The 24534-nt window shown below is 65.0% G+C and carries 26 protein-coding genes; 13 read left to right on the forward strand and 13 right to left on the reverse strand.

All coding sequences use genetic code 11. The features are described from left to right. Window positions 1-47: 47 nt before the first annotated feature. The 3 genes from I6F16_RS00100 to I6F16_RS00110 are packed head-to-tail and all read right to left on the reverse strand — an operon-like array spanning window position 48 to window position 2616. Window positions 48-818 (reverse strand): 5-oxoprolinase subunit PxpA, encoded by a 771-nt coding sequence (locus I6F16_RS00100; RefSeq protein ID WP_225114998.1) that lies wholly within the window; start codon window positions 816-818, stop codon window positions 48-50. A gap of 32 nt (window positions 819-850) precedes the next feature. Continuing rightward, on the reverse strand, window positions 851-1888 hold the full coding sequence (locus tag I6F16_RS00105; protein WP_225114999.1) for a biotin-dependent carboxyltransferase family protein: 1038 nt from the start codon (window positions 1886-1888) through the stop codon (window positions 851-853). Further along, complete coding sequence (locus tag I6F16_RS00110) at window positions 1885-2616, reverse strand: allophanate hydrolase subunit 1 (RefSeq protein WP_036012438.1); 732 nt, start codon at window positions 2614-2616, stop codon at window positions 1885-1887. The genes I6F16_RS00105 and I6F16_RS00110 overlap by 4 nt, the downstream gene beginning before the upstream one ends. 255 nt (window positions 2617-2871) lie before the next feature. Between I6F16_RS00110 and I6F16_RS00115 the strand changes: the two genes are divergently transcribed. Both I6F16_RS00115 and I6F16_RS00120 read left to right on the forward strand, forming a co-directional pair. Further along, window positions 2872-3570 (forward strand): ribonuclease activity regulator RraA, encoded by a 699-nt coding sequence (locus I6F16_RS00115; RefSeq protein WP_036012452.1) that lies wholly within the window; start codon window positions 2872-2874, stop codon window positions 3568-3570. Window positions 3571-3593: 23 nt separating this feature from the next. Further along, a complete protein-coding gene (locus I6F16_RS00120) occupies window positions 3594-3998 on the forward strand; it encodes a cupin domain-containing protein (RefSeq protein WP_036012436.1) in 405 nt (134 codons plus the stop codon). 139 nt (window positions 3999-4137) lie between these two features. Here I6F16_RS00120 and I6F16_RS00125 read toward each other — a convergent pair whose 3' ends face one another. Together I6F16_RS00125 and I6F16_RS00130 are read right to left on the reverse strand one after the other, a co-directional pair. Beyond that, window positions 4138-4494: a hypothetical protein gene (locus I6F16_RS00125; RefSeq protein ID WP_225115000.1), complete on the reverse strand. Its 357-nt coding sequence runs from the start codon at window positions 4492-4494 to the stop codon at window positions 4138-4140. Window positions 4495-4672: 178 nt separating this feature from the next. After that, the gene (locus I6F16_RS00130; RefSeq protein ID WP_225154099.1) at window positions 4673-5542 is read right to left on the reverse strand and encodes a DUF2147 domain-containing protein; all 870 of its coding nucleotides are present in this window, start codon (window positions 5540-5542) and stop codon (window positions 4673-4675) included. 300 nt (window positions 5543-5842) lie between these two features. Here I6F16_RS00130 and I6F16_RS00135 point away from each other — a divergent pair, with 300 nt between their 5' ends. Further along, window positions 5843-6340 carry a DUF1993 domain-containing protein gene (locus I6F16_RS00135; protein WP_225115035.1) on the forward strand — a complete coding sequence of 166 codons (498 nt, stop codon included), beginning with the start codon at window positions 5843-5845 and terminating at the stop codon, window positions 6338-6340. Window positions 6341-6344: 4 nt separating this feature from the next. Here the strand turns inward: I6F16_RS00135 and I6F16_RS00140 are convergent, their stop codons facing one another. The 6 genes from I6F16_RS00140 to I6F16_RS00165 form a co-directional block, all read right to left on the reverse strand. Beyond that, the gene (locus I6F16_RS00140; protein ID WP_036012421.1) at window positions 6345-6836 is read right to left on the reverse strand and encodes a hypothetical protein; all 492 of its coding nucleotides are present in this window, start codon (window positions 6834-6836) and stop codon (window positions 6345-6347) included. 167 nt (window positions 6837-7003) lie between these two features. Then, window positions 7004-7993, reverse strand: coding sequence for a hydroxyacid dehydrogenase (locus I6F16_RS00145; protein ID WP_225115034.1), 990 nt, complete (start codon window positions 7991-7993; stop codon window positions 7004-7006). A 37-nt stretch (window positions 7994-8030) separates the two neighbouring features. Continuing rightward, on the reverse strand, window positions 8031-9131 hold the full coding sequence (gene ugpC / locus I6F16_RS00150; protein WP_036028079.1) for a sn-glycerol-3-phosphate ABC transporter ATP-binding protein UgpC: 1101 nt from the start codon (window positions 9129-9131) through the stop codon (window positions 8031-8033). A gap of 20 nt (window positions 9132-9151) precedes the next feature. Next, a complete protein-coding gene (locus tag I6F16_RS00155) occupies window positions 9152-10063 on the reverse strand; it encodes a carbohydrate ABC transporter permease (protein WP_036012407.1) in 912 nt (303 codons plus the stop codon). After that, window positions 10063-11001 (reverse strand): sugar ABC transporter permease, encoded by a 939-nt coding sequence (locus I6F16_RS00160; protein WP_057029220.1) that lies wholly within the window; start codon window positions 10999-11001, stop codon window positions 10063-10065. Before I6F16_RS00160 ends, I6F16_RS00155 begins: the two co-directional genes overlap by 1 nt. A gap of 117 nt (window positions 11002-11118) precedes the next feature. Continuing rightward, window positions 11119-12459, reverse strand: coding sequence for an extracellular solute-binding protein (locus I6F16_RS00165; RefSeq protein ID WP_036012401.1), 1341 nt, complete (start codon window positions 12457-12459; stop codon window positions 11119-11121). Between the two features lie 476 nt (window positions 12460-12935). Between I6F16_RS00165 and I6F16_RS00170 the strand changes: the two genes are divergently transcribed. After that, entirely contained in the window at window positions 12936-13739 is an 804-nt protein-coding gene (locus tag I6F16_RS00170) for a Spy/CpxP family protein refolding chaperone (protein ID WP_036012400.1), read from the forward strand. Window positions 13740-13851: 112 nt separating this feature from the next. Next, entirely contained in the window at window positions 13852-14229 is a 378-nt protein-coding gene (locus tag I6F16_RS00175; RefSeq protein WP_036012398.1) for a response regulator, read from the forward strand. Window positions 14230-14262: 33 nt separating this feature from the next. Here I6F16_RS00175 and I6F16_RS00180 read toward each other — a convergent pair whose 3' ends face one another. Together I6F16_RS00180 and glk are read right to left on the reverse strand one after the other, a co-directional pair. Then, a complete protein-coding gene (locus I6F16_RS00180; RefSeq protein WP_036012396.1) occupies window positions 14263-14475 on the reverse strand; it encodes a hypothetical protein in 213 nt (70 codons plus the stop codon). Between the two features lie 136 nt (window positions 14476-14611). Continuing rightward, on the reverse strand, window positions 14612-15583 hold the full coding sequence (gene glk, locus I6F16_RS00185; protein WP_036012393.1) for a glucokinase: 972 nt from the start codon (window positions 15581-15583) through the stop codon (window positions 14612-14614). A gap of 266 nt (window positions 15584-15849) precedes the next feature. Here glk and pncA point away from each other — a divergent pair, with 266 nt between their 5' ends. The 8 genes from pncA (at window position 15850) to I6F16_RS00225 (ending at window position 24533) form a co-directional block, all read left to right on the forward strand. Then, window positions 15850-16476: a bifunctional nicotinamidase/pyrazinamidase gene (pncA, locus tag I6F16_RS00190; RefSeq protein ID WP_036028076.1), complete on the forward strand. Its 627-nt coding sequence runs from the start codon at window positions 15850-15852 to the stop codon at window positions 16474-16476. 16 nt (window positions 16477-16492) lie between these two features. Continuing rightward, window positions 16493-17608, forward strand: a complete 1116-nt coding sequence (locus I6F16_RS00195) for an alpha/beta fold hydrolase (RefSeq protein WP_225115033.1) — start codon at window positions 16493-16495, stop codon at window positions 17606-17608. Between the two features lie 142 nt (window positions 17609-17750). Beyond that, the gene (locus tag I6F16_RS00200; RefSeq protein ID WP_225115032.1) at window positions 17751-19784 is read left to right on the forward strand and encodes an NAD(+) synthase; all 2034 of its coding nucleotides are present in this window, start codon (window positions 17751-17753) and stop codon (window positions 19782-19784) included. A gap of 30 nt (window positions 19785-19814) precedes the next feature. Next, window positions 19815-20018, forward strand: coding sequence for a hypothetical protein (locus I6F16_RS00205; RefSeq protein WP_225115031.1), 204 nt, complete (start codon window positions 19815-19817; stop codon window positions 20016-20018). Continuing rightward, window positions 20015-20194: a hypothetical protein gene (locus I6F16_RS00210; protein ID WP_225115030.1), complete on the forward strand. Its 180-nt coding sequence runs from the start codon at window positions 20015-20017 to the stop codon at window positions 20192-20194. The genes I6F16_RS00205 and I6F16_RS00210 overlap by 4 nt, the downstream gene beginning before the upstream one ends. Before the next feature lie 104 nt (window positions 20195-20298). Further along, window positions 20299-21594 carry a DUF1236 domain-containing protein gene (locus I6F16_RS00215; protein WP_225115029.1) on the forward strand — a complete coding sequence of 432 codons (1296 nt, stop codon included), beginning with the start codon at window positions 20299-20301 and terminating at the stop codon, window positions 21592-21594. 455 nt (window positions 21595-22049) lie between these two features. Then, a complete protein-coding gene (locus I6F16_RS00220) occupies window positions 22050-22865 on the forward strand; it encodes a sugar phosphate isomerase/epimerase family protein (protein ID WP_225112906.1) in 816 nt (271 codons plus the stop codon). Window positions 22866-22895: 30 nt separating this feature from the next. Then, entirely contained in the window at window positions 22896-24533 is a 1638-nt protein-coding gene (locus I6F16_RS00225; RefSeq protein ID WP_225112905.1) for an ABC transporter substrate-binding protein, read from the forward strand. The last annotated feature ends 1 nt before the right edge of the window (window position 24534 follow it).

Below are 24534 nucleotides of genomic sequence, written 5' to 3' on the forward strand. Positions count from 1 at the left end.
GAGGTGGCTTACGCTTCGCTAATCCACCCTACGACACCGAACCCTGCTCACGCCCCGCGCTTGAACGGCGCCACATCGATCCCCGCAGCCTTCAACGCCTGCCGCACGCCGCGCGCGATCTCGACCGCGCCGGGCGTATCGCCATGGATGCACACCGTATCCGTGCGCATCTTGATGACCTTGCCCGTGACCGACACCACCGCGCCGTCCTGCACCATGCGTACCACGCGCTCGGCGATCGCCTTGGCGTCGTGCAGCACCGCGCCGGGCTTCTTGCGCGAGACGAGGTTGCCGTCATCCTCATAGGCGCGGTCGGCGAACACCTCGTGCACCATCGGCAGGTTGGCGTCTTCGCCGGCCTTCACCAGCTTCGAATTGGCGAGCACGACGAAGATCAGGCTGGGATCCACCGCCTTGATGCCGGCGGCGATCGCCTTCGCCGTCATGTCGTCCTCGCAGGCGACGTTGGAGAGCGCGCCGTGCGCCTTCACATGGGTGACCTTGTAGCCGGCCGCGGTCGCGATCGCCTGCAACGCGCCGATCTGATAGGCGACGAGGTTCTCGATCTCGGAGGCCTTGAGCCCTGCGATCGGATGCCGGCCGAAGCCGTGCAGGTCGCGATAGCCGGGATGCGCGCCGACCGAGACGCCGCGCGCCTTCGCAAGCTCCACCGTCCGGCGCATGATGTCGGGGTCGCCGGCATGGAAGCCGCAGGCGACGTTGACCGAGCTTGCCAGCTCGATCATCGCGGCGTCGTTGCCCATCTCCCACGCGCCAAAACCTTCGCCGAGGTCGCAATTCAGATCGACTGTCTTCATGGGTTGCTCTCCGCCTCTGGTCTTATTGTCGCTTACGGCTCCGCCGTGACCTGCCACGTCCCGGCATCGACCGCGCTCACCGCATAGCCCGCCACGTTAGCATCGCTGAGCGCCTCGATGTTGAGGGCGACGATGTCGGAGGAGCGCAGACGATCGGGCAGGCTGCGGATCGCTTGCGCGAACTTGCGCGCCTCGTCCTGCGCTTCGGCCATGCTGACCGCCTTGAAGCGGAACGCGGTTCCTGTCGAGGTTTGGGCGAGGCGGCCGATATCGGCCGTGATTACGGTTGCAATCTTCGGATAGCCGCCCGAGGTGCCGCGATCCATCATCAGCGCGATCGGCGCGCCATTGCCGGGCACCTGGATGCTGCCGTTGACCGTGCCGTCGGAGACGATGTTGTGGCCGTGCAGATGCTTGATCGCGGGGCCCTCGAGGCGGTAGCCCATGCGGTCGGAGGTCGCCGAGATCTTCCATTCGCTGTCCAAGAACAGCGCCTTGTTGGCGTCGTCGAATTCGTCGTCCTGAGGACCCAGCAGCACGCGGATCGGGCCGCTCGCCGGCTTCGGCAGCTCGATGCGCAGCTCCGGTGCGCCGCTGGCGGCATCCACAGTGAACTCGTCACCGGCCTGGAGCGGGCGTGGGTAGGGGCTGCCGAGGCCGGCGCGGGCATTCACGGCGAGACTGCCGAACACTGCCTCGCCCTTGATGGCGCCTTCGATCGCGAGATAGGTGAAGGCGCCGCCGCGGGCAAAGCCGAGCGTCAGCGTCTCGCCATCCTTGAGCGTCACCGAGGTGTCCATCGCGACCGGGCTGCCGGCGATGTCCGCATTGCGCGGCGCGCCCGATATCGCCACGCGCACGGCGCCGTCGCCGGCGGTGAAGGAGGCACCGAACGGGCCGATCTCGATGGCGGCCGCGAACGGCTCGTTGCCGACCAGCGTGTTCGCCGCCGCAAGCGACAGCCGGTCCATCGCTCCGCTCACGGTCAAGCCGTAGCGCTGCGCGCCGTGGCGGCCGCCGTCCTGGACCGAGCTGGCAGGGCCGATGCTGGCAACGACGAGCCGGCTCATGCGTCCACCTGCTCGGCGACGATCTCGCCGGCTTCCGCAGCGCGGTCCATGTCCTCGAATGTCTTGTGGTCGATCGGGTAGAACGTGACGCGGTCACCGGGCTCGGTGAGGAAGGTCGGATTGCGGTGGAGCTGATAGGTTCGCACCGGGGTGCGGCCGAGCAGGTGCCAGCCGCTCGGGGCGGCCAGGCACTGGATGCCGGCCTGGACGCCGCCGATCGAGATCGTGCCTGATGGCGTCAGCAGCCGTGGCGATTGCCGCCGCGACATGTGCAGGAATTTGTCGAGACCGCTGAGATAGGACCAGCCCGGCGTGAAGCCGATCATGGCGACTTTATAATCGCCGCCAGAATGCCTGATGACGATGTCATCGGGCGTGGTGCCCAACGTCTTGGCGACGTCCTCGAGGTCGATGCCGTGCTCGCCGCCATAGGCGACGGGAACGCGCCAGCGGCGCGCTTTGGTGACCGGCGGCAGCGGCCGGGTGGCGATCGGGAGGATCTTTTCGCCCAGCGCCTCAAAGCCGATCTTGCCGGGATCGTAATGGACCAGCAGCGAGCGATAGGTCGGCACCGTCTCGGTGATGCCGTCGATGGGTGTCGCAGCGAGCGCCTTGTCGAGCGCCAACACGCGCTGGTTGGCATCGTCGTCGATGGTGCGGCTGAACTCGACCGTGACGGCACTGTCGCCGCTGGGCAGAAGGCGGGGCGGGGGAAGCGTCGCGGCCATTGAGCTGTCAGAGCGCTGTCGTAATCGGGCTTCTCGGGGATGCGGGCTCGACCTTGAGTTCCGCTTGTCCCTGCTTCGCGTAAATGTGCCCGCAAGTCCAATAAATTAATGCAAGGGGAAGCGATAAAGCCTTGTTATCGCATCGCATAACGGCGCTGCGGCCCTGCGTAATTGCTACTCTTGGCCCTTGACGCAAAGCTCGCGGCTCGCAAGATGCGCGCGTTCTGTCCCGCACCTTGGAGCTCGTTCTCGTCCATGTCGCTGTCCCCCGAAGCCCGCAAGACCCTCGCCGGCATCACCACCGCCACCATCACCACGGTCCTGCTGAAGAAGGGGCTGCGCAATGTGTGGATGCGCGGCGCGCGTCCGTTGCGGCCGGGCCTGCCGCGGCTGGTGGGACCGGCCTTCACGCTGCGCTTCGTGCCGGCGCGCGAGGATCTGGCGACGCCGGAATCCTGGTCGTCCCCGATCTCGACCCGCACCGCGATCGAGGCGATGCCGGAGGGCTGCATCGCCGTGGTCGATGCCATGGGCATCACCGATGCCGGCATCTTCGGCGACATCCTGTGCGCGCGCATGGTCAAGCGCGGCGTCACCGCGCTTGTCACCGACGGCGTGGTGCGTGACGTCGAGGGCGTGCTTGGCACCAATTTGCCGGTTTGGTGCGACGGCTATGCCGCGCCGCCGTCGGTTGCAGGCCTCACTTTCGTCGGCTGGGGCGAACCGATCGGCTGCGGCGGCGTTGCCGTCTTCCCGAACGACATCGTGGTCGCCGACCAGGACGGCTGCGTGCTGATCCCGCAGGCGATGCTCGATCATGTCCTCAATGAGGGCGTCGAGCAGGAGCGGATGGAAGCCTGGATCGTCAACGAGGTGAACAACGGCGCGGTGCTGCCGGGCCTCTATCCCATGAACGCCGAAACCAAGGCGCGCTACGCCGCCAGCAAGAAGTAACGGACAAAGGAACGAGGACCCTCATGGACATCACGCTCGCCGGCACGCGGCCGACCCGCCGCGCGCCGAAGGAACACTTCACCGGCACCGTGTGGCAAGACCCCATCAACATGGCGCCGGCGCCTGCACGGCTGAACGTCTCGCGCGTCGCATTCGAGCCGGGCGCGCGCACCAACTGGCACCACCATCCGCTCGGGCAGACGCTCTACGTGATCTCGGGCGTCGGCCGCGTTCAGACCAAGGGCGGCCCGGTCCAGGAAATCCGTCCCGGCGACACCGTCTGGATTCCGCCGGGTGAAGTGCACTGGCACGGCGCATCGCCGACCAACGGCATGTGCCACATCGCCATGCAGGAAGCGCTCGACGGCGTCTACTCGACCTGGCTGGAGCCGGTCACCGACGCGGAGTATGGCGCGGCGGTGGGCTGACTCTCGTGTCCCGGACAAGACGCATCGTCCAAGGCGATGCGTCGCCGATCCGGGACCCAGATCTTCGACCCACTGAGAGCACTGGGTCCCGGCTCTGCGCGGCAACGCTTCGCGCTGCCGCTTGTCCGGGACACGGCACCTAAATCTTCTCCGCGGTCCACGTGCCCGTGCACATGGCGCCGCGCCAGGTGCCGGAGCCGGACGCGCCGCTGAGCCGGCCGAAGCCAACGGCACGCTTGATGCCGGTGCTCAGGGTGACCTTGATGTTGCCGGCATCGGCGACGCGCCCCGACGCCGTCACTGCGGCGCTGCTCGAGGCGATCTGGCCATTATTGATGCCGATGGAGACCGTCGCGCCGTTGCCGCAGGCCTGGCTTGATGAAGCAATGCGGACGTTCCACGCGCCATCGAACGTGCTTGTCGCAGCGTCGGCCTGCGCGAGCGGGACAGCGATGACGACGGCGGTGGAGAATAGAGCCTTGCGAAACACGTTCATGACACGCCCCTGTGGTTGACCATGCGGGGGACCGTGACACGCGTGCGGAACCGGCGATGTGAGGGCTGTCACGTGCGCAGAAGGCGGTGTGAGCCTGCGCACGCCGGCACGCCAAGGCGCAAAAGCAAAGGACTCGCATCGCGGGCCCCTTGTCTGAGTAAGAACGATCAGGTGGATCTCAGTTCACCCGCGTCCAGGTCTGGCCGCCGCAGAACATGCCGCCGAAGGCGCAGCCCTGCACCCGCAGCCGGTCGGTGCCCTTCATGGCGATCGTCGAATCGTAGGTCGAGCCCGAGTTGGGATCGAGGATGCGGCCCGACCATTTCTGGTCCTTGCCCGCCTTCATGTTGATCAGCACCTGCTCGCCGTTCTGGTTCGACTTGCTGTCGACCGAATAGCCGCAGAGGTTGGTGCCGCATTGCTCGATGCGGACCTTGCCTTCCTTCTCCTCGGTGAGCCAGACGCCGACCGGCGAATTGAGGTCGCGCGTCGGCGCAGTTGCAGGTGCAGGCGGCGCTGCGGCCGCCTGAACGCGCGCGGGAGCAGGCGCAGGTGGCGGAGGCGGGGCCGGCGGAGCCGCAGCCACGGCCGGGGCGGGCGGCGGGGCCACGGCGGGCGCGGCTTGCTGCTCGACCGGCGCAGGAGCCGGAGGTGGTGCAGGTGGCGGCGCAACCGCCGTTTGGGCCGGTGTATTGGCCGCGGTCGCGGCCGTCGGCGGAGCCGGCGGCGCAGGAGGCGGCGCGACGGCGGCCGCGGGCGCTTGTACGGCCGCGGGCGCCTGCACGGCTGCGGGCGGCGCAGCAGGAGCGGGGGCTGGGGCCGGAGCAGCCGGCGCTTGCGGGTCGACCGTAGCCTGCTGCGGCGCCGTCTCGTTCTTCTTGGCCTTCTTGGGCTTATTCTGGCCTGTGTTGTCGTAGACGCCGGGGATCTGCACCGTGCCACGGTCCGGATCGATGCGGATGGTGCGCCCGCCATATTCAAACGTGTACTGCGCCTGCGCGGCAGTGCTCGCCAAAAGGAATGCGGCCGTGGCCAACAGCTTCCTCATTTCCGTCTCCTGAACAGGTGGTCCCCGCACCGACGCTTACGCGCCGGCTCGCTTGCAAAAAGTGATCTAGATCACTGTCGTTGCTGTGAGTCGTCTGCCGGCGGTTCCGGGTTCAATAGGCCCGGAGCCGGTCCAAAGTTTGGCGAGGCAAAGCGACGGAAGGACACGGCCTTATCGAACCAGGCCGGGTAGATCCCTTGCAGGCGCCGTCTTCCATGGCAATGTGCAGCCACTGGTCGACCGAAAAGCGGACAACTCGGAAGGCAGAAATCGAAGGGAATCCTTGAAGTGACGATCTCGATCTACGAGGCCTCGGTCGGCCTGTTCGTGCCCTATTTGCGTAACCTGTCGGCGCTGCTCGACAAGGGCGTCGCGTATGCCGAGGCCCGGAAGTTTGATCCGGCGATTCTGCTCGGCATGCGCCTTGCGCCGAACATGTATGACCTCGCCCAGCAGGTCGGCGAGGCCTGCCGCCATGCCACGGTCGCGCCGGCCCTGCTGGCGCAGTGCGAGCCGGTGACGCTGCCGGCGCTGGAGCATGACATGGCCGGGCTGCAGGCGCGCATAGCGACGTCGATCGAGTTCATCGAGAGCCTGCCGCGCGCGGAGATCGATGTGGCGGCGGATCGGAGTGTCTTCTTCAAATTGAAGAACGGCACCGAGCTGCCCTTCACCGGCCGGACGCTGCTGCTGACGTTCAGCGTCCCGCAATTCTTCTTTCATGTCACCACCGCCTACGACCTGCTCCGCCACGCCGGCGTCGAGCTGGTGAAGAAGAATTATCTCGGCAGGAAGTGAGGTCTTACGCTTCGCCCTTGCGCTCGTAGTCGGCGAGCGAGCTGCGGCCGGCGATTTCGCTACGCAGCAGCTCGAAGCGCCTGTTCGCCTCATCTTGTTGGGTGTCGACGAAGCGCACCGCGGCCTCGCTCGTCATGGGACCGCTGACCACGGGCGCGGATTGCTCGCCGATGGTCTCGTGGACGTAGTACTGGCCGTCATCGCCGCGGTGGACCGTCCATTTCAGACGGATCGCGACCATGGGTCCCGGACCGACCTTGCTGTAGCCGTCGGCATCGGTGTGCTCCGGCGCCAGCGGCTGCTCCTCGACCACGGGATGCTCGTCGATCACCGGATGCTCATCCACGATCGGCGGCTCGTCCGACGCGATGTGCTCACGCTCTCCGGCGACCACGATTTCGGTCTCGGTCTGGCGAATGACGAGAACGGGCTCGGGGTGCTCCAGGATGCTGGCGATGGTCGCCAGCGCGTGGTCGGTCGGGTCGATCTCTGACAAGGGTCCATCCTCCAGCTCGCCGCGCCGGCCAGTCTGTCCCACCGCCGCGGCGTTTCAAGCCCATTACGCGCGTTTGATTAAGGCTGAGTTGGGGCCCGATCTGCACCAAAATGGGACGCTTTCTGGCCTTCCGAAGGCGGGCGAGCGCGCCGCCGACCTTCATAATCTCAGCCCAGCACGTCCTGGTTGATGACGTTTTGCCTGATGGGATCGCCGTCCAGCACGCTCAAAATATTGCGCGCGGTCTGCTCGCTCATGCGGCTCACCGCCTCGACCGTGACGCCGGCGACATGCGGGGCCATGATGACGTTGGGCAGCGCGAACAGCGCGTTGCCGACCGGCGGCGGCTCCACCTCGAACACGTCGATGCCGGCGCCGGCGAGCTTTCCGGACGTCAGTGCGTCATAGAGCGCCGCTTCCTTCACGATGCCGCCGCGCGCGGTATTGATGAGGTAGGATCTATCCTTCATGCGGCGGATCCTGTCGGCATCGAATAGGCCGACGGTCTCCGGCGTCTTCGGGCAGTGGATGGTGACGAAGTCGGCGTGAGGCAGCGCGGCGTCGAAGTCGGTGACCGGCTCGCATCCGGCCGCCTTGATGTCGGCGGCGTCCTTGTAGGGATCGTAGACCTGCACCTTCATCTCGAACGCCAGGCAGCGCTTCGCTGTGCGGCTGCCGATGCGGCCGAAGCCGATGATCAGCACGGTCTTGCCGTAGAGGTCGAACGGCAGCATGCCGAGCCGGTCGGCCCAGGTGCCCTCCTTGACGCAGGAATGCAGCTCCTGCGCGCGCTTGGCCAGCGTCAGCATCATGAACAGCGCCGCCTCCGCAACCGAGGGCGAATTGGCGCTGCCGGCGACCATCAGCGGCACCTTGCGGCGGGAGAGGGCGGGCACGTCGACGGCGTCGTAGCCGACGCCGATGCGGGTTACCACCTTCATGTCACGCGCGGCCTCGAGCTCGGTCTCGCCGAAGGCGGTGGCGCCCAGCGCCACGCCATGGACCGGCGCATGGCTCTTCAACAAGGCCTCGAAATCCTTCGCCGAGATCAGGTTCGGAAACTCGACGAGCTCGATATCGTCCCGCTGGGTGAGGAGGGCGCGAGCCCCTTGCGACAAAGTCTGCGTAACGAAAATCTTCTTCTTGTTGGTCGCCATCGCTCCCCTACCTGCTCGCTTTTCTTGGATCGCGGCGTCACAACACGACGCCGGTCTCCTCATTTAGCAGGTGCATGTTGTTGAGGTCCATCGCCAGGCGCATGGGTGCCCCGTCCTTGGCGCCGGCATTGGGATCGACGCGGCCGCAGACCGGCGTGCCCTCGAGCCCGAAATAGACCAGCGTCTCCATGCCCATCGGTTCGGTGACGTCGAGCACGGTGTCGAAGGTCTCGACCCCGGGCGCCAGATGCGCATGCCACTCCGTGAGATGCTCGGGACGGAGGCCGAGCAGCAGCTTGTCGGTGCGTGGCAGCGCGTTGTAGCGCGCGGCGCGGGCCGGCGGCAGCGGAAAGGCAAGACGATCGGTGAGGCGGATCTGAAGCGTGCCGCCGACGTCCTCGAGCCGGCACGGGATGAAGTTCATCGCGGGCGAGCCGATGAAGCCGGCAACGAAGCGCGTCGCCGGCTTGTGGTAGAGCTCGTTCGGCGTGCCGATCTGCTCGATCTTGCCCTTGTTCATGACAACGACGCGATCGGCCAGCGTCATCGCCTCGACCTGGTCGTGGGTGACGTAGACCGTCGTGGTGCGCACCTTCTGGTGCACCTTCTTGATCTCGATCCGCATCTGCACGCGGAGCTTCGCGTCGAGATTGGACAGCGGCTCGTCGAACAGGAAGACCTTGGGATTGCGCACGATGGCCCGGCCCATGGCGACGCGCTGGCGCTGGCCGCCGGAGAGCTGCTTCGGCTTGCGGTCGATCAGATCGGTGATGTCGAGGAGGCGGGCGGCTTCGGTCACCCGCGCCTTGATCTCGGCCTTGGGATAGTGCTTCAGCCGCAGCCCGAACGACATGTTCTCCGCGACCGTCATATGCGGGTAGAGCGCGTAGTTCTGGAACACCATGGCGATGTCGCGGTCCTTCGGCGGCACGTCGTTGACGATATCGCCGCCGATCATGATGTCGCCGTCGCTGATGTCCTCGAGGCCTGCGATCATGCGCAGCGTGGTCGACTTGCCGCAGCCGGAGGGGCCGACCAGCACAATGAACTCATGGTCGGCGATGTCGAGGTCGATGCCGCGCACGGCTTCGACATCGTCGTAACGCTTGACTACCTTCCGCAAGGAAACGTCGGCCATTTCAGTTCAACCCCTCGCTTTCAACCCTTTGTCGCACCGGCGGTAAGGCCGGCAATGTAGTAGTCCATCAGGAAGGCGTAGATGATGAGCGGCGGCGCGGCTCCGAGCAGCGCGCCGGTCATGATCTGTCCCCAATTGAAGACGTCGCCCTTGATCAGCGTGGTGATGATGCCGACCGGCAGAACGAGCTGGTCCGTTGAGGTCGTGAACACGAGTGGATAGAGGAATTGCGCCCAGGATACGGTGAAGGCGAAGATGGTGGCGGCAATCAGCCCGGGCAGCGCGACCGGAATGAAGATCCGCGTCAGTGTCTGAAACCAGGACGCTCCATCGATGATGGCGGCCTCGTCGAGCTCTTTGGGGATCGAGGCGAAGTAGCCGATCATGATCCAGGTGCAGAACGGGACCGTCAGCGTCGGATAGATGAAGAGCAGCACGTACCATCTGTTGATCAGCTGGACTCCCGTCCAGTCGCCGATCAGCGCGAACATCTTGAATAGCGGAATGAACAGCAGGCTGTCGGGGACGAGATAGGTGAGGAATACGCCGGTGGCGAGTGTCGCCGAGCCCCAGAACTTCATGCGCGCCAGCGCGAACGCGGCCGGCACGCTGATCAGCATGGTGAGGGTCACCACGATGATCGAGACCCACGCCGAATTCCAGAAGAAGCGCAGGAACTGGTTGGACGTCAGCAGCTCTGCATAGTTGTCCAGCGTCGGATGGAACACCCACCAAGGGTTGGTCGCCGCCGAAATCTCGGCGCTGCTCTTCAGCGAGGTGATCAGCATGTAGAGGGGCGGCGTCAGCGAGAAGATCGCAAACAGCACGAGGAAGAAGTAGGACCAGCGCAGCGCCCAGGCGCGGTCGCGGCTCATGCTGCCGTATTTGACGTTGCGGCGCGGTCCGGCCTTGTCGATTGTCATGGTGCTCATCAGGCCTCGTTCCCTCGTTTGTTGACGTCGCGAAGGATGAAGATTGCGGCGACCGCCAGGATCGGCACCATGAACAGCGAGACGCTGGCGCCGAGCGGAATGTCGCTGCCCTCGATGCCGACCCGGAACGCCCATGTCGCAAAGATATGGGTGTGATCCAGCGGGCCTCCCGCGGTCAGGATGCGCACGATGTCGAAATTGGCGAAGGTGACGATGAGGGAGAACAGCGTGGTGATCGCGATGATGTTGCGCATCATCGGCAGCGTCACATACCAGATGCGTTGCCACCAATTGGCGCCGTCGATGGCGGCGGCCTCGTAGAGTTGATCGGGCACCGATTTTAGGGCGGCCAGATACATGATCATGAAGAAGGGCGCGCCATACCAGACGTTGACCAGGATCACGGCGAAACGCGCCCAGGCGGCGTCGCCGGTCCACGGGATGGGCCCAATACCGAAGAATGCAAGTGTGTAATTGAAGGCGCTGTAGGACGGGTCGAACAGCCAGAGCCAGGCAAGCGTGCTCATCGCGGGCGGGATCACCCAGGGCACGAGCAGCATGCCGCGCCATTTGCGCTGGCCCTTGGCCGGAATGTTGTGAACGAAATGCGCGACGACGAATCCGATCAGGGCCTTGAAGACCACGGCCGTGATGGCGAAGATGCAGGATTGCTTGACCACCAGCCAGAATGTGTCGCGCCTGAACAGGAACTCGAAATTGCCGAAGCCTACAAACTTCTGCATCGACTTGTTCAGCGTTGCCAGATGCAGCGAATAGAAGGCCGGATAGACCACGAGCAGCGTGATCAGCAGGATCAGCGGCAGCGTCATCAGGAACGCCACGGTCGATTTCCGCCTCAGGGCGTTGTGCAGGCTTGCACGTTTGTGGGCGCTCGCAGGCCGGGCGACGCCGGGTTGCCGAACTACGGCATCAGCCATGATGCATCTTCCTCGCAGGATCGTTCGGAAGCCGGCGGACCCGGCTTCAGAAATTGAAGCTTGTGGCGGCAGCCAGACCGGGCGGCTCACGTCCAGCGTGAGCCGCCGGTCTCGGTCTCAGCTTCGCATGAAGCCTTCGCACTCACCCTCCGCCCAAGCGAGCGTCGCCTCCATCTTCTCGCCTTGCGCGTAGCGGAGGCACATCTTGGTCAGCGTGGCCTGCGCATAGATCTGCTGGGCGATCTTGGGCGGAGCCGGAGAGGCCGCAATCGACAGCGTCTGGTGATTGTGGGGATTGGGGTAGTGATAAAGGGTGCCCTTCGGCGGCCCTTCCTCCTGCCAGGTCTTCAGCGTCGTCATGTTCGCGTAGGCCGGCAGGTCGTAACCGCCGCTCGCGGCCACGAACTTCTCGATCGATGACGGCTGCGACAGATGCGTGAGCAGGCTCTTCGCCGCTTCCTTGTTCTTGGAGAAGCTCCAGGTCCCCCAGAAATAAGGCAGGTAGGGCGCATAACGGCCTTTCGGACCGGACGGCATGCCGTGGGTCCAGCACTGCTCGGCGACCTGCGGCGCGTCGCGCTTGGCGACCGCCCACGCGCTCGGAGGATTCATGATCAGCGCGCCTTTGCCGGAGATCAGCCACTTATTGTTGGAGGCGTCATCCCAGGCGGCGACGTCGGGCGGCAGGACCGCGATAAGCTTCTTGTAGAATTCGAGCGCCTGGCGAACCGCGTCCGTCTTCACCGTGAGATCGCCCTTGGCATTGACCAGCTCAGCGCCGAACGACTGGAAGATGGCGCCGGCAGTGTCGGTGCTGTCGGTGGTCTCGCCCAGGCCGATGCCGAAGGGCACGCCGCCTTTTTGGCAGGCCTCGGCCGCCTTCAGGAATGTCTCCATGTTCCAGTTGTCGGCCTTGGGCTGGCTGCCGGCCGGATATATTTCCTGGATATCGATATTGGCGAACTTCTTCAGGAGATCGATGCGGGAGCAGGGCCCCTTGATCTGGCTTCCGATTGTTGCGGGCACCGCAAGCCATTTGTTGCCGGCCCGTCCCAGATATTTGACGGTGCCGTTCACGTCGCCGTTCTGCTTGATGATCGGCTCCATGATGTCATTGACTGGCTCGAGCAGTTCGGCATGGGCGTGCGGCCACCATGTCGGCATCGCCAGGACATCGTGACCTGACTTCGCCGCCGCCTCGGCCGCGATGGTGAGCTCGATCTTCTTGCCCTGGCTTGTGATGTAGTCGATGGAAATCTCGACCTTCTCCTTCGCCGCCCATTCGTTGACGAGCTCGGTCGAGGCCTTGTTGGCGCCCGGCACCCAATGGTCCCAGAAGCCGATCGAGAGCTTGCCGGCGGCGTAAGCGCCCCGGACATAGGGCGCCGAGATCAGCGCCGCGGAGGACATTGCAGTGGCAGCCACAAATTGACGTCGCGTCAGTGTCTTGCGTGACATCTCGTTTCCTCGCTTGGGTGTTGTTGTTGGAGTTTCCTCTGAGACTTCTTTCTTGAGTTCTTGTTGTCGATTTTCTTGTTGGTGCCGTCGGCCCGCGTGGGCAATTCACGCCGGTCGCAGCAAATTGGTAGCGCGATCAGATCATGATTGATCGCGTCTGTCGAGAAAGCCGAACGGCTCCGCGTCCAAAACTCATGTTGTGCCCGGAAAGGTCGCAACGTCTGGCAAGGCGATAGGGCCGCAGGCGCAGCGCACGGTGTTTTTTTGCGACGCACACTTCGCGCCAAACGGCCTCGAACGCTGCCGTGCGCAATTGCGCCTCAGTTTCGCAAGAGGCTGGATAACCGCTTCGCGTGAAAGACCTTTCGAGCGTGGACAGCAATCGGCCGCGTCTGGACCTCGAAGTGGCGGAAACGATAGAGTTGCGCCTGGCGGCTGATCCTCGCTGACAGGCCAGATCGATGATGGAGACGAGAATGATCAAACCGGCGGCACCAGCGCGGCTTCATCTGCGGCGATGCCTGGCGCTGGGGTCTATGCTCGCGCTGTTGCTCGGGGCCGGCGCGGTGGCGAATGCTCAAGGTCTGGTCAAGGGCGTTCAGGAAGGCGCCGCGGCCGGCAACAAGGCGGCAGGTCCGGTCGGTGGTGTGCTCGGTGGCGCCATCGGCGGCGTGGTCGGCGTCTTCACCGGCGTGCTCGGTGTCGGCAACACCAACACCAGCAATCAGGCGCCGCCGCCCCGGGAGGCCGGCAAGGACGCGGCGAAGGATTCCAAGCAGCAGGGCGGGGCCAAGGACAAGGATGCCAAGAGCGCCAAGGGCAAGAGCGCCAAGGCGACCAAGGAGGCGAAGAACGCGCCGCAGGACAACAAGGGTAAAGACAACAAGGAAGTCACGGTTCTGACCCAGCCCGGTGCGCCGCAGCTGACTGCCGAGCAGATCGTCGCGAACAGCGATTCCTACATCGAGCGGATCAAGAGCGAGCTGAACCTCACGCCGGATCAGGAGAAGCACTGGTACGGCTTCTCAAGCGCGATGCACTACCTTGGGCATAATGGCGCAGAGCGGCTCAACCTGCGGATTGCGCGCGCCAAGCGCGATCCGCCCGACGACATCATCGAGCAGATGCGCAACGAGGCCCAGTTCCTGATCGATCGCGCCGGCGATCAGCGCAACGTCGCCGATGCCGCCGAGCCGCTCTTTTCCAGCCTCGACGACAAGCAGAAGCAGGTGTTCATCCAGGCAATGGTGCGGCTCAGCCACGAGCGCGGACTGGATTGATCAAGTTGAATCGGTTCGGGCGCGTGTGAATTAACGGCGCCCGCCACGAATTCGTGTATCTACAGCGCAATTCAGTTATGCTTAGCTTCGCACGGCTGATTGCGGGGTTGATATGGCGGACGGACTCTCCGTTTTCCTGGTCGAAGACGAGGCGTTGATCCGGATGATGATCGCCGACATGGTGGAGGAACTCGGCCACCACGTCGTTGCGGAAGCAGATAATGTGCGCGACGCCAGCGCCTTTGCCATGACCGCGCAGTACGATCTGGCCATCCTCGACATCAATCTGATGGGCGTCTATGTCGACCCCGTCGCCGATTTGATCGAACGTCGTGGAAAACCGTTTCTGTTCGCCACAGGCTACGGTCCGGAACTGCTGCCGTCCTTGCTCCGGCGCAGGCCGATCCTGCGCAAGCCGATCGCGATGGATCAGCTCAAGGCGATGATCGATTCGATGTTTCCCGAGCCGTCAGCCACTATCCCGAGCTGACCGACCGCGCTTTTGCCGCCTGGCGGGAAGAACTCAACCGCCAGGGCTGCGGCCGTTCCTCAGCACCCTGGCAATGGTATGAGCCGTCATGGCCGCGCGGTCCGAAGCGCGCTGGGCAGCCAGCTGGTCGCGGGCCTTTTCCTCGATCAGGAGCTCGATGAGCGCCAGCCGCTTGTCTTCGCTGTCCGCTTCGCGCAACAGGCGGTGATAGCGGTGATAGTCGAAACCCGAATCCTGCTTACGCATGTCACGCCCCCGCAACTACGCCACACACGGACAGATTGTTTCTCATCGGGAACAGGTAGGCAAGCACGAACCTGCGTGGAACCGCAGATGTGCCGCAATCAGCTGTGCATAACGGGAACTCGCCGCGGGGGCGCCCTCAGCCAGAATTGTGCTCGGCAAACATCGTCAGGCCGAGGAAGCTCGCATCGGGTTTGATCACGAGCCTGGTCGGGATGTTGCGAAGATAATCCTGGAACCGTCCCTTGGCTTCGAAGCGCGCCCGGAAAGCGGAGGCGGCGAGGAACTCGCGGAAGCGCGGCACGATTCCGCCGGCGACGTAGACGCCGCCGCGGGCGCCGAAGGTCACCGCGAGATTTCCGGCGACCGAGCCGAGGATGGCGCAAAACATTTCGAGCGTCGCGCGGCTGACCGGACAGCTGTTCTCCAGGGCCGCCTTGGTGATCCCGGCGGCATCGCGATGCGGCACCTGGACGCCGTCGATCTCAGCCAACGCTTCATACAGGTTTTGCAGCCCCGAGCCCGAGAGGGCACCGCGCTCGATCGAGACATGGCCGAGGCGCTGCCGCAAGCAGGCGATCACGCGCTCCTCGCGCTCGTTCTCCGCCGGCAGGGTCGCATGTCCAGCCTCGGTAACGACGGCCAGGCGCGAACCATGGCGGTCGACCAGGCAGGACACACCAAATCCGGTTCCGGGCCCCACGACCAGCAACGGCTCGCCGGCCAGGCCGTCGCCGCCGCCGAGTGGGACCAGGTCTGAAGGCTCCAAGGCAGGCAGGGACCAGGCCACCACCTCGAAATCGTTCAGCACATGGACGCTGTCGAAGCCGAGCGCGGACTGCAGCTCGTTGCCGTCGATGACCCAGGGACTGTTGGTCATGACGCAGCGATTGTTGGTGACGGGACCCGCCACGGCCAGCACCGCGCGATGGGGCTGCTCGCCGTTGGACCGGCGCGCCAAAACGTCCGCGATGGCTTCACGCACGGTCGGGAAGTCGGCGACCTTGACATAGTCGATCGGTCCGGTCTGACCGCTCGGGCTCAGCGCGAAGCGCGCATTGGTGCCGCCGATATCGGCGAGAAGAATTTTTCCGGTCTTGCCGATATTCATGGCCTCATCGCCGCCACGACCTTCAGGCCTTGGCAGCCCTGTCCTCCGCTGCTTCGACCCGATCCGCCTGGCGCGGGCGGTGCGAGAATCTGCCCTTGGGTGCGCCTAGTCAACACGGACGAGGTCAAACCGTTGCATCGTGGCGGCCAGGGTGACCAATTCGCGCAGCTGCCGCGCGTGCCAGTGGTTGCGAAGCCGCGCGGGAAGGCCGACACTGAGGTGGTCGCCCGGCGCCGTCGCGCCCGGCAGATCGAAATGGGACGGCGATGAAGATTTCCGACCGCGACGTGTTGCTGGTGATCGACGTGCAGAACGACTTCTGCACCGGCGGGGCGCTGGCGGTACCAGGGGGCGAGAAGGTCGTACCCGCCATCAACAGGATCGCCCAAAAATTCGCCAATCTGGTGCTGACCCAGGACTGGCATCCGAGCGACCACGTCTCGTTCGCGCCGAACCATGCCGGCAAGCAGCCGTTCGAGACCATCGAGCTCGACTATGGCCGGCAGGTGCTGTGGCCGACGCATTGCGTGCAAGGCACGGCCGGCGCGGAATTTCATCGCGATCTCCACGTGACACGGGCAAGCCTCGTGGTGCGCAAGGGCTTTCGCCGCGGCATCGATTCCTATTCGGCGTTGTTCGAGAACGACCATCGGACACCGACCGGATTGCTTGGTTATTTGCGCGAACGCGAGCTGAAGACCGTCTTTGTCGCAGGTCTGGCGCTGGACTTCTGCGTCCGCTTCTCGGCGGAAGATGCGCGGAAGGCAGGGTTGGAGGTTGCCGTCATCGAGGATGCCTGTCGCGGCATCGATCTCGACGGCTCGGTCGCGGCGACCCATCGGAGTTTTCGGGACCTCGGCATTGCCGTCGTGAGCCTCGAGGCGTTTCTGTGAGGATGTCGAGGTAGCCATGGTGGACAAGACCTCCAAACCGCCACGCAGGTCAGCCCAGGCTCATGATGATCCACGGCTCTGGCCGTTTGCGGCAGCGCAGCTCGCCATGGATGCCTGCTTCTGGTGGCTGGAGCGGGCACCCGAGCAACAGGATGACAGCAGCCTGCCTTGGACGACGCCGAGCCGCGTTGCGTTGGAGCTCCCGACGATGGACTTGCGCGATTGCTCGCAGACCCGGTCCGGCCAGCCGGCGCTGGTCTGCGCGCCCTATGCGCTGCACCGGGCCCTGATCGCCGATTTCGCCCCAGGCCACAGCGTGGTGCAGTCGCTGCAAAACGGCGGCATCGACCGGATCTATCTCACCGACTGGCGGTCAGCGACGCCGGACATGCGCTATCTCTCGATCGACAGCTATCTCGGCGATCTCAACGTCGCCATCGACGAGATCGGCGCGCCGGTCGATCTCGTCGGGCTGTGCCAGGGCGGGTGGCTGTCGCTGCTCTATGCCGCGCGCTTTCCAGGCAAGGTGCGGCGGCTGGTTCTGGTCGGTGCTCCCGTGGACCTGTCGATCGAGTCCTCGCTGGCCCGGCTCGCCCGCAACGCGCCCGAGCTGGTCTATGACCAGCTCGTCGCGCGCGGCGGCGGTAATGTCAGCGGCGAGGAGATGCTGCGCTTCTGGTCCAAAACCCCTGACAACGACGATATCAGGACGGCATTGCAGCGGGATCTCTCGGACGAGCAGGGCTCCGAGCTGCTGGCGCGGTTCGACCGCTGGAACACCGAGACGCTCAACCTGCCGGGCACTTATTATCTCGAGATCGTCAACGCGATCTTCCGGGAGAACCGCATCGCCGAGGGCCGTTTCGTCGCGCTCGGGCACCCGATCGATCTGAAGGACGTCAAGGCGCCGATCTTCCTGCTCGCCGGCCTCGACGACGATGTAGTGCCAGCGACGCAAGCGCTGGCCACCGCGGGGCTCGTCGGTACGCCACCTGCCTTCGTTGCAGCGGCATCCGAGCCCAGCAACCACCTCGGCCTGTTCATGGGCGCGCGCACCCATGCGCATGCCTGGCCCCGGATCGCCGGGTGGCTGCGCGGCGATCTGCCCGGCGTGCTGGCCCGCAGCGCCTGACCTCGCCGGCACTGGACCGGATGGGGCGCAAATCCGTTATGCATGACGGCGGATGGCCTGCACGGGGCCAGATCGATGGGCTAAATATGACCGGAGCTGACGGCTTTGGCCGCCGGCGAGAGATTTGAGGGTACTGCGCTCGATGACGTTCCACTCGATTTACGCCCACGGATTTGCGCGCGTGGCAGCCTGCGTGACCACCTCCCACGTCGCCGATCCCAGCGCCAACGTGAAGGCCGTGCTGGCGGCGGCCAATGCCTGCCATGAGCAGTCGGTCGCGGTCGCGGTGTTTCCCGAGCTGTGCCTGTCCGGTTATGCGATCGAGGACCTGGTAAAGCAGGATCCGCTGCTTGATGCGGTCGAGCGCGGGCTTGCAAGCGTCGTTGCGGCCTCCGCGGGGCTGATGACGGTCCTGATCGTCGGGGCGCCGCTGCGCTTTGGCAATCGCATCTACAACTGCGCCGTCGTCATTCATCGCGGCAACGTCCTCGGCGTCGTGCCGAAATCTTACTTGCCGACCTATCGCGAGTTCTACGAGGGACGGCATTTCGCCTCCGGCGCCGGCATCGCCGGCGAGACCATCGCCTTTGGCGGCCTGCATGCGCCGTTCGGCGTTGATCTCCTGTTCGCGGCCGAGGACGTTCCGGGCCTCACCATTGGCGTCGAGATCTGCGAGGACATGTGGATCCCGGTGACGCCGGCCTCGGAGCTCGCGCTTGCGGGCGCGAGCGTGCTGATCAACCTCTCGGGCAGCCCGATCACGATCGGCCGGGCGCGCTCGCGCGCGTTGCTGTGCCAATCGACCTCGGCGCGCTGCCTCGCGGCTTACGTTTATTCCGCGGCCGGGGCCGGAGAATCCACCACCGATCTCGCTTGGGACGGTCAGACCTCGATCTACGAAAACGGCGTGCTGCTGGCCGAGGGTGAGCGGTTCCGCCAGGGCGGCCAGATCACGCTGGCTGACGTCGACCTCGACCTGCTCCGGCAGGAGCGCGCGCTGATGGGAACGTTCGACGACAACCGGCGGCAGCGCGAGGCGTTTTTCCGCAAGGTGACATTTGCCCTGAAGCCGCCGGCCGCCGATATCGGCTTCCTGCGCAAGGTCGAGCGCTTTCCATTCGTGCCGAGCGATGAGAGCCTGCTCGAGCAGGACTGCTACGAGGCTTACAACATCCAGGTCGCCGGGCTGGTGCAGCGCATGCGCGCCACCGGTACCAAGCGCGTGGTGATCGGCGTGTCGGGCGGCCTCGATTCCACCCACGCCCTGATCGTCGCCGCCAAGGCGGTCGACCTGCTCGGCCTGCCGCGCGAGAACATCCTGGCCTACACCATGCCGGGCTTTGCCACCGGCAGCGAGAGCAAGACCAACGCGCTCGCGCTGATGAAGGCGTTGCAGACGAGCTGGCAGGAGCTCGACATCCGCACCACGGCGACGCAGATGCTGAAGGATATCGGCCATCCCTTCGGCAAGGGCGAGAAGGTCTACGACGTCACCTTCGAGAACGTGCAGGCCGGCCTGCGCACGGATTATTTGTTTCGGCTAGCCAACCATCACGGCGGCATCGTGATTGGAACCGGCGATCTCTCCGAGCTCGCGCTCGGCTGGTGCACCTATGGTGTCGGCGACCAGATGGCGCATTATAACGTCAACGCCGGCGTGCCGAAGACGCTGATCCAGCATCTGATCCGCTGGGTGATCTCCTCCAAGCAGTTCAGCGACGACGTCAACCGGACGCTCGGCTCGATCCTTGCGGCCGAGATCTCGCCGGAACTCGTGCCCGTCGAGGCCGGCCAGAAGCCGCAGAGCACGGAAGCGTCCGTCGGGCCTTACGAACTGCAGGACTTCAACCTGTTCTATACGCTGCGCTTCGGCATGCGGCCGTCCAAGATCGCCTTCATGGCGCTTCAGGCATGGAAGGACGTTGCCAAGGGCGAATGGCCACCGGCCTTCCCGAGCGATCGGCGCCGGGCCTATGATCTGCCGGAGATCCGCCGCTGGCTCGAAGTGTTCCTGCGCCGCTTCTTCGCCTTCAGCCAGTTCAAGCGCTCGGCCATGCCGAACGGGCCGAAGGTCTCGGCCGGCGGTTCATTGTCGCCGCGTGGCGATTGGCGCGCGCCCTCGGATTCGAGTGCAGCGGCATGGCTCGAGGATCTTGAGCGGAACGTGCCGAACTGATCGGGGCAGCGGATCGGTGGGGATGATCGGATGTCAGCTGGCGATGAAGCGGAAGCGGGTGAGGAGGCCAGGGTCGTCAACGGCCTCTACATCTTCGACATCGAGATGCGGGACGGCAAGCGTGGGCAGGCCAGGGGCGTGGTCGTGCTCAGCGACGGCCGCATCATGGGCGGCGACAGCTACTTCTACTACACCGGCAGCTACACCGGAACGGCAAGTGGCGGGGCGACATGATCGTCAATCAGCACACCGAGGCGGTCGGCAGGACGCTCGCATTCGGCGGCAGGGAGGTCACCTGCGGCTTTTCCGGCGACTATTTCCCGGGCGGTGCGGAAGTCGAAGGCATGGCGCTGGTCGGCAAGACCAGCGTGACGTTCACGGCGCGGCTGACGCTGAAGGATGCGATGTAATGGCGACTTGATTGGCTCAACTCCACGACTGCGTTCCTGCTCAGGAACCTTCGTACGAACAGAACGTTCGCGTTTATTGTTGCGAATTGTCGAGGAGAGGGACCATGCGTCAACATTTGATGTTATCGACTGCGGCCGTCGGGCTCATGCTCGCATCCGGCCTTGCCTATGCCCAGGCGCCCGGTGAGCGCAGGGACGAGCCGAAACGGACCGAGGAGCCGGCCAAGGGCGCTTCTCCGCAGCGCGGTGGTGCGGCTCAAGAACGCGTTCAAGAGCGCGCGCAAGGCGCCCAAGAGCGGCTTCAGGGCGCAGGCCGCGAGGATCGAGGCGGCGCTGCCAAGAGCGAAGCAAGTGACGACAAGCGCCAGCCGGCGACGGCCTCGGAGCGCAATCAACCGAAGGCGAGGGACCAGGCACAAGACTCTCGTGAGCCTTCGCGCGATCGCAACCGGGAGGCCGAGAGCACCAAGCCCGGACGCGATGCGGGCAAGAGCGGTGCGGAAACCAAGCAGGACAAGGCTGCGCAGGACAAGGCTGCGCCGCAGAAATCAACCGCCGAATCCGAGAGATCCAAGACTGGCCCGACGACTGGTCCGGCTGGCCAGCAGAACGAGCGCACGGGAGCTACGGCCAACCAGAACGAGCGCAACCAGGCCCAGCCGCCGCGCAGTGCCGCCGAGCAGCAGCCGCCGGCGCAACAGAGCAACCAGCCGGCCACTGCGACGGATACCAGCCGCGCGGCTCCGACCAACAACGCACAGACCGCGCCCGGCTCCACGGGCACGCAGACCAACCAGGCCAATCAGACCACGCAGACCAACACGCAGGTCAACCAGCAGGCCCAAGTGACCACCGAGAGGCAGGTGCGGATCTCCGAAACGGTGAGCCGCGCACGCCTGGCGCAGCCGGAGCGCAATCTGAACATCTCGATCCGGGTTGGCGAGACGATTCCCTCGCGCGTGCGTCTGCATCGGCTGCCGCCCGAGATCGTCTCGATCGAGCCTGCATATCGGGGCTACGAATATTTCACGACGGAAGACGAGGTCATTATCGTGGAGCCGCGCTCGCATCGCATCGTCAGCCAGGTACCCCGCGATCCGTCGCGGGCCCGGGCCCAAATGGGTGGCAGCACCTCCTCGTCGTCAGGCATGGCGGCGGCCGGCGGAAACACCATGGTGAACTGCCAGATCATGCGACGTGATGCTTCCGGCAACGTCGCCCAGGCGGAGCCGACCACCGTGGGCTCGACTGCGCGCACCGATTCCCTCAGCGTGATCGTCCAGATGCCTGGCGGCGGCTCGTCCGCGCCGATCGCTCTCGGCGCTCCCGCGGGCAACATCGTGGTCGCGACGCAAGGGCAGGGCGATTGCACGGTGACGCTGGAGCCGCAGACACGCTAAGCGCCGAAACAAAGAGGCTCTGAAACGACAACGCGCCGCCCGGATGCCCCACCGGACGGCGCGTTGCTGCGTTCAATCTAAAAAGTTTCGAGGTCCGGAGTGCCTAGGAGTCCGGACCTCGTCACCTTGCCCCAGCCTTCAATCCCCCGCCCCATGTGGTCCCCCAACCCCATGTAGCGCGATCAGAGGGTGATGCCCGTGGAAGTGGCCGCCGATCGATGTCCCGCGATGTACGCGAAGGACGGCTAGGATTCCATTCCGGATCACTACGGACACGATGGCGCTTGCCATGTGCCCATTCGGCATCGCTCGGAGCGATCGCTTTTGCTTGAACCGCAGCACGCGCGGGCAGGATGTCCACATCTCGTCCACGCTGCGGAAGGCGCATTTCACGGGCCTGTCATTGAACTGGTCTAGCGCTGCTCCCGTCATCGCTGACGACGAAGGAGCATGCCATGTCGAAGCCGGTGCTGGGCGCCGCATTGTCCATCAAATCGATCCCCGCGCATCGTGACTGGCTTCTCGAAAAGCAGCGCGATCTGGAAATCCAGGACTTCTTCCGCGCCGATCTGCTCGATAGCGACTGGCGCGCAACCGCTAGCGAGATCAAGCAGATGCTCACCGGGCACACCGGCCGGCTCGGCATCCACGGCCCGTTCTGGGGCTTCAAGATCGACAGCCACGATCCGATGATCCGCCAGGCCGTAACGAAGCGCCTGCTGCAGGGCCTCGAGGCCGCCGAGTTCCTCGGTGCGACGCAGATGGTGATCCACTCGCCGTTCACGACCTGGGACCACAACAATCTCGATCTCTATCCCGACAACCGCGCCAATATCGTCGAGCGAGTCAAGGCGACGCTCGCCGAGGTGATTGCGCGTGCCGAGACGATCGGCTGCGAGATCGTCATCGAGAACATCGAGGACAAGGATCCACGCGACCGCGTGCGCCTCGCCAAGGCGTTGGAAAGCAGCAAGGTCCGCGTCTCGCTCGACACCGGGCACGCCAATTATGCGCACATCTCCACCGGCGCGCCGCCGGTCGACTATTACGTCGAGACCGCCGGCGACATGCTGACGCATGTGCACCTGCAGGACACCGACGGCTTTGCCGACCGGCACTGGGCGCCGGGCGAGGGCAACATTCCCTGGGCCGCCGTATTCCGCACGCTAGGACGGCTGACGTCGAATCCGCGGCTGATCCTCGAACTCCGCAACCACGACGATGTCCGCAAGGGCGCGGCGCATCTCGCCGCGCTCGGTCTCGCCGAATAACCGACATCACACAGGGCAGGGGTTATCCTCATGAGCAAGCTCACCCGTCGCACCATCCTGAAATCCGGCGGCGCCGCCGCAAGCACCTTGCTGCTGCCGCGTTTTGCCATCGCGCAAGCCGACAACCGTCCGTCGGTGACGGTCGCCGTGCAGAAGGTCACGAATGCGAACGTGCTCGACGTGCTGCGTGAGCAGTCCAATGTCGGCGAGCGCGTGTTCTTCTCCTCGATCTGGGAAGGCCTGATCTCCAAGAACTGGCGCGGCAAGCTCGAAGCTGTGCCGGGCCTTGCCACCGAATGGCGCCGCATCGACGACCAGACCGTCGAGGTGAAGCTGCGCCAGGGCGTCAAGTTTCACAACGGCGACGAGCTCACGGCGGAAGACGTCGTCTTCACCTTCAGCCGCGAGCGCATGTTCGGCGAGACCGAGGCCAAGAACCGCTCCACCATCAAGGCGTTCGAGAAGATCCCGACGCCGCGCCCGGGCAAGGAGCTGCCGCCGGACGTCCCCGCGGTCGCCCGCCGCATCTGGCCGGACCTGGTGCGCGTCGATGCCGTCGACAAGTACACGGTGCGCTTCTACAACGCGACACCCGACGTCACGATCGAAGGCCGGCTGTCGCGCTACGGCTCCGACATCATGAACCGCCGCGCCTGGGAAGAGGCGGCGAGCTATCTCGACTGGGCCCGCAAGCCGGTGACGACCGGCCCCTACAGGGTCGTCGAGCTCAAGCCCGACGTCTCGCTGACGCTGGAAGCCCACGACGAATATTGGGGCGGCCGGCCGCCGCTCAAGCGCATCCGCTTCCTCGAAGTGCCTGAGGTCGCCAGCCGCATCAACGGACTGCTCTCGGGCGAATACCAGTTCGCCTGCGACATCCCGCCGGACCAGATTGCCGGCATCGAGAAGAATTCCGCCTTCGAGGTGCAGGGCGGCACGATTCAGAATCATCGCCTTACCGTGTTCGACAAGAACCACGCCGTGCTCGCCAATCCGCTGGTGCGGCGCGCCTTCACCCATGCGATCGATCGCCAGGCGATCGTCGACAGCCTGTGGGCCGGCCGCACCCGTGTGCCGAAGGGTCTGCAATGGGAGTTCTACGGCGACATGTTCAACACCGACTGGAACGTGCCGGCCTACGATCCCAAGCTGGCGCAGGATCTGCTCAAGCAGGCCAATTACAAGGGCGACCCGATCCCGTACCGCCTGCTCAACAACTACTACACCAACCAGGTCGCGACCGCGCAGATCCTGGTCGAGATGTGGAAATCGGTCGGGCTCAACGTGCAGATCGAGACCAAGGAGAACTGGTCGCAGATCATGGAGCGCGGGCCGGCACGCGCCGTGCGCGACTGGTCGAACTCGGCCGCCTTCAACGATCCGGTGTCGTCGCTGGTCGCCCAGCACGGGCCGAACGGCCAGCAGCAGCAGATCGGCGAATGGACCAATGCCGAGCTGAACACGCTCTCCGAATTCCTGGAGACCTCGACCGACCGGGCCGCGCGCAAGAAGGCGTTCCGCCGCATGCTGGAGATCGCCGAGCGCGAAGATCCCGCCTACACGGTACTGCACCAGAACGCGACCTTCACGGCCAAGCCGAAGTCGATCAAGTGGAAGGCAGCGCCCGCCTTCGCGATGGATTTCCGCGCCGGCAATTTCGAGGTCTGAA

The organism is Bradyrhizobium sp. IC4060 (assembly GCF_020193715.1).
In the GTDB taxonomy this organism is placed as follows: Bacteria; Pseudomonadota; Alphaproteobacteria; order Rhizobiales; family Xanthobacteraceae; genus Bradyrhizobium; species Bradyrhizobium yuanmingense.

Coding starts and splice junctions, on each gene's coding strand:
- I6F16_RS00100 (WP_225114998.1), bottom strand. CDS start 818: ATGAAGACAGTCGATCTGAATTGCGACCTCGGCGAAGGTTTTGGCGCG.
- I6F16_RS00105 (WP_225114999.1), bottom strand. CDS start 1,888: ATGAGCCGGCTCGTCGTTGCCAGCATCGGCCCTGCCAGCTCGGTCCAG.
- I6F16_RS00110 (WP_036012438.1), bottom strand. CDS start 2,616: ATGGCCGCGACGCTTCCCCCGCCCCGCCTTCTGCCCAGCGGCGACAGT.
- I6F16_RS00115 (WP_036012452.1), top strand. CDS start 2,872: ATGTCGCTGTCCCCCGAAGCCCGCAAGACCCTCGCCGGCATCACCACC.
- I6F16_RS00120 (WP_036012436.1), top strand. CDS start 3,594: ATGGACATCACGCTCGCCGGCACGCGGCCGACCCGCCGCGCGCCGAAG.
- I6F16_RS00125 (WP_225115000.1), bottom strand. CDS start 4,494: ATGAACGTGTTTCGCAAGGCTCTATTCTCCACCGCCGTCGTCATCGCT.
- I6F16_RS00130 (WP_225154099.1), bottom strand. CDS start 5,542: ATGAGGAAGCTGTTGGCCACGGCCGCATTCCTTTTGGCGAGCACTGCC.
- I6F16_RS00145 (WP_225115034.1), bottom strand. CDS start 7,993: ATGGCGACCAACAAGAAGAAGATTTTCGTTACGCAGACTTTGTCGCAA.
- ugpC (WP_036028079.1), bottom strand. CDS start 9,131: ATGGCCGACGTTTCCTTGCGGAAGGTAGTCAAGCGTTACGACGATGTC.
- I6F16_RS00155 (WP_036012407.1), bottom strand. CDS start 10,063: ATGAGCACCATGACAATCGACAAGGCCGGACCGCGCCGCAACGTCAAA.
- I6F16_RS00160 (WP_057029220.1), bottom strand. CDS start 11,001: ATGGCTGATGCCGTAGTTCGGCAACCCGGCGTCGCCCGGCCTGCGAGC.
- I6F16_RS00165 (WP_036012401.1), bottom strand. CDS start 12,459: ATGTCACGCAAGACACTGACGCGACGTCAATTTGTGGCTGCCACTGCA.
- I6F16_RS00170 (WP_036012400.1), top strand. CDS start 12,936: ATGATCAAACCGGCGGCACCAGCGCGGCTTCATCTGCGGCGATGCCTG.
- I6F16_RS00175 (WP_036012398.1), top strand. CDS start 13,852: ATGGCGGACGGACTCTCCGTTTTCCTGGTCGAAGACGAGGCGTTGATC.
- I6F16_RS00180 (WP_036012396.1), bottom strand. CDS start 14,475: ATGCGTAAGCAGGATTCGGGTTTCGACTATCACCGCTATCACCGCCTG.
- glk (WP_036012393.1), bottom strand. CDS start 15,583: ATGAATATCGGCAAGACCGGAAAAATTCTTCTCGCCGATATCGGCGGC.
- pncA (WP_036028076.1), top strand. CDS start 15,850: ATGAAGATTTCCGACCGCGACGTGTTGCTGGTGATCGACGTGCAGAAC.
- I6F16_RS00195 (WP_225115033.1), top strand. CDS start 16,493: ATGGTGGACAAGACCTCCAAACCGCCACGCAGGTCAGCCCAGGCTCAT.
- I6F16_RS00200 (WP_225115032.1), top strand. CDS start 17,751: ATGACGTTCCACTCGATTTACGCCCACGGATTTGCGCGCGTGGCAGCC.
- I6F16_RS00205 (WP_225115031.1), top strand. CDS start 19,815: ATGTCAGCTGGCGATGAAGCGGAAGCGGGTGAGGAGGCCAGGGTCGTC.
- I6F16_RS00210 (WP_225115030.1), top strand. CDS start 20,015: ATGATCGTCAATCAGCACACCGAGGCGGTCGGCAGGACGCTCGCATTC.
- I6F16_RS00215 (WP_225115029.1), top strand. CDS start 20,299: ATGCGTCAACATTTGATGTTATCGACTGCGGCCGTCGGGCTCATGCTC.
- I6F16_RS00220 (WP_225112906.1), top strand. CDS start 22,050: ATGTCGAAGCCGGTGCTGGGCGCCGCATTGTCCATCAAATCGATCCCC.
- I6F16_RS00225 (WP_225112905.1), top strand. CDS start 22,896: ATGAGCAAGCTCACCCGTCGCACCATCCTGAAATCCGGCGGCGCCGCC.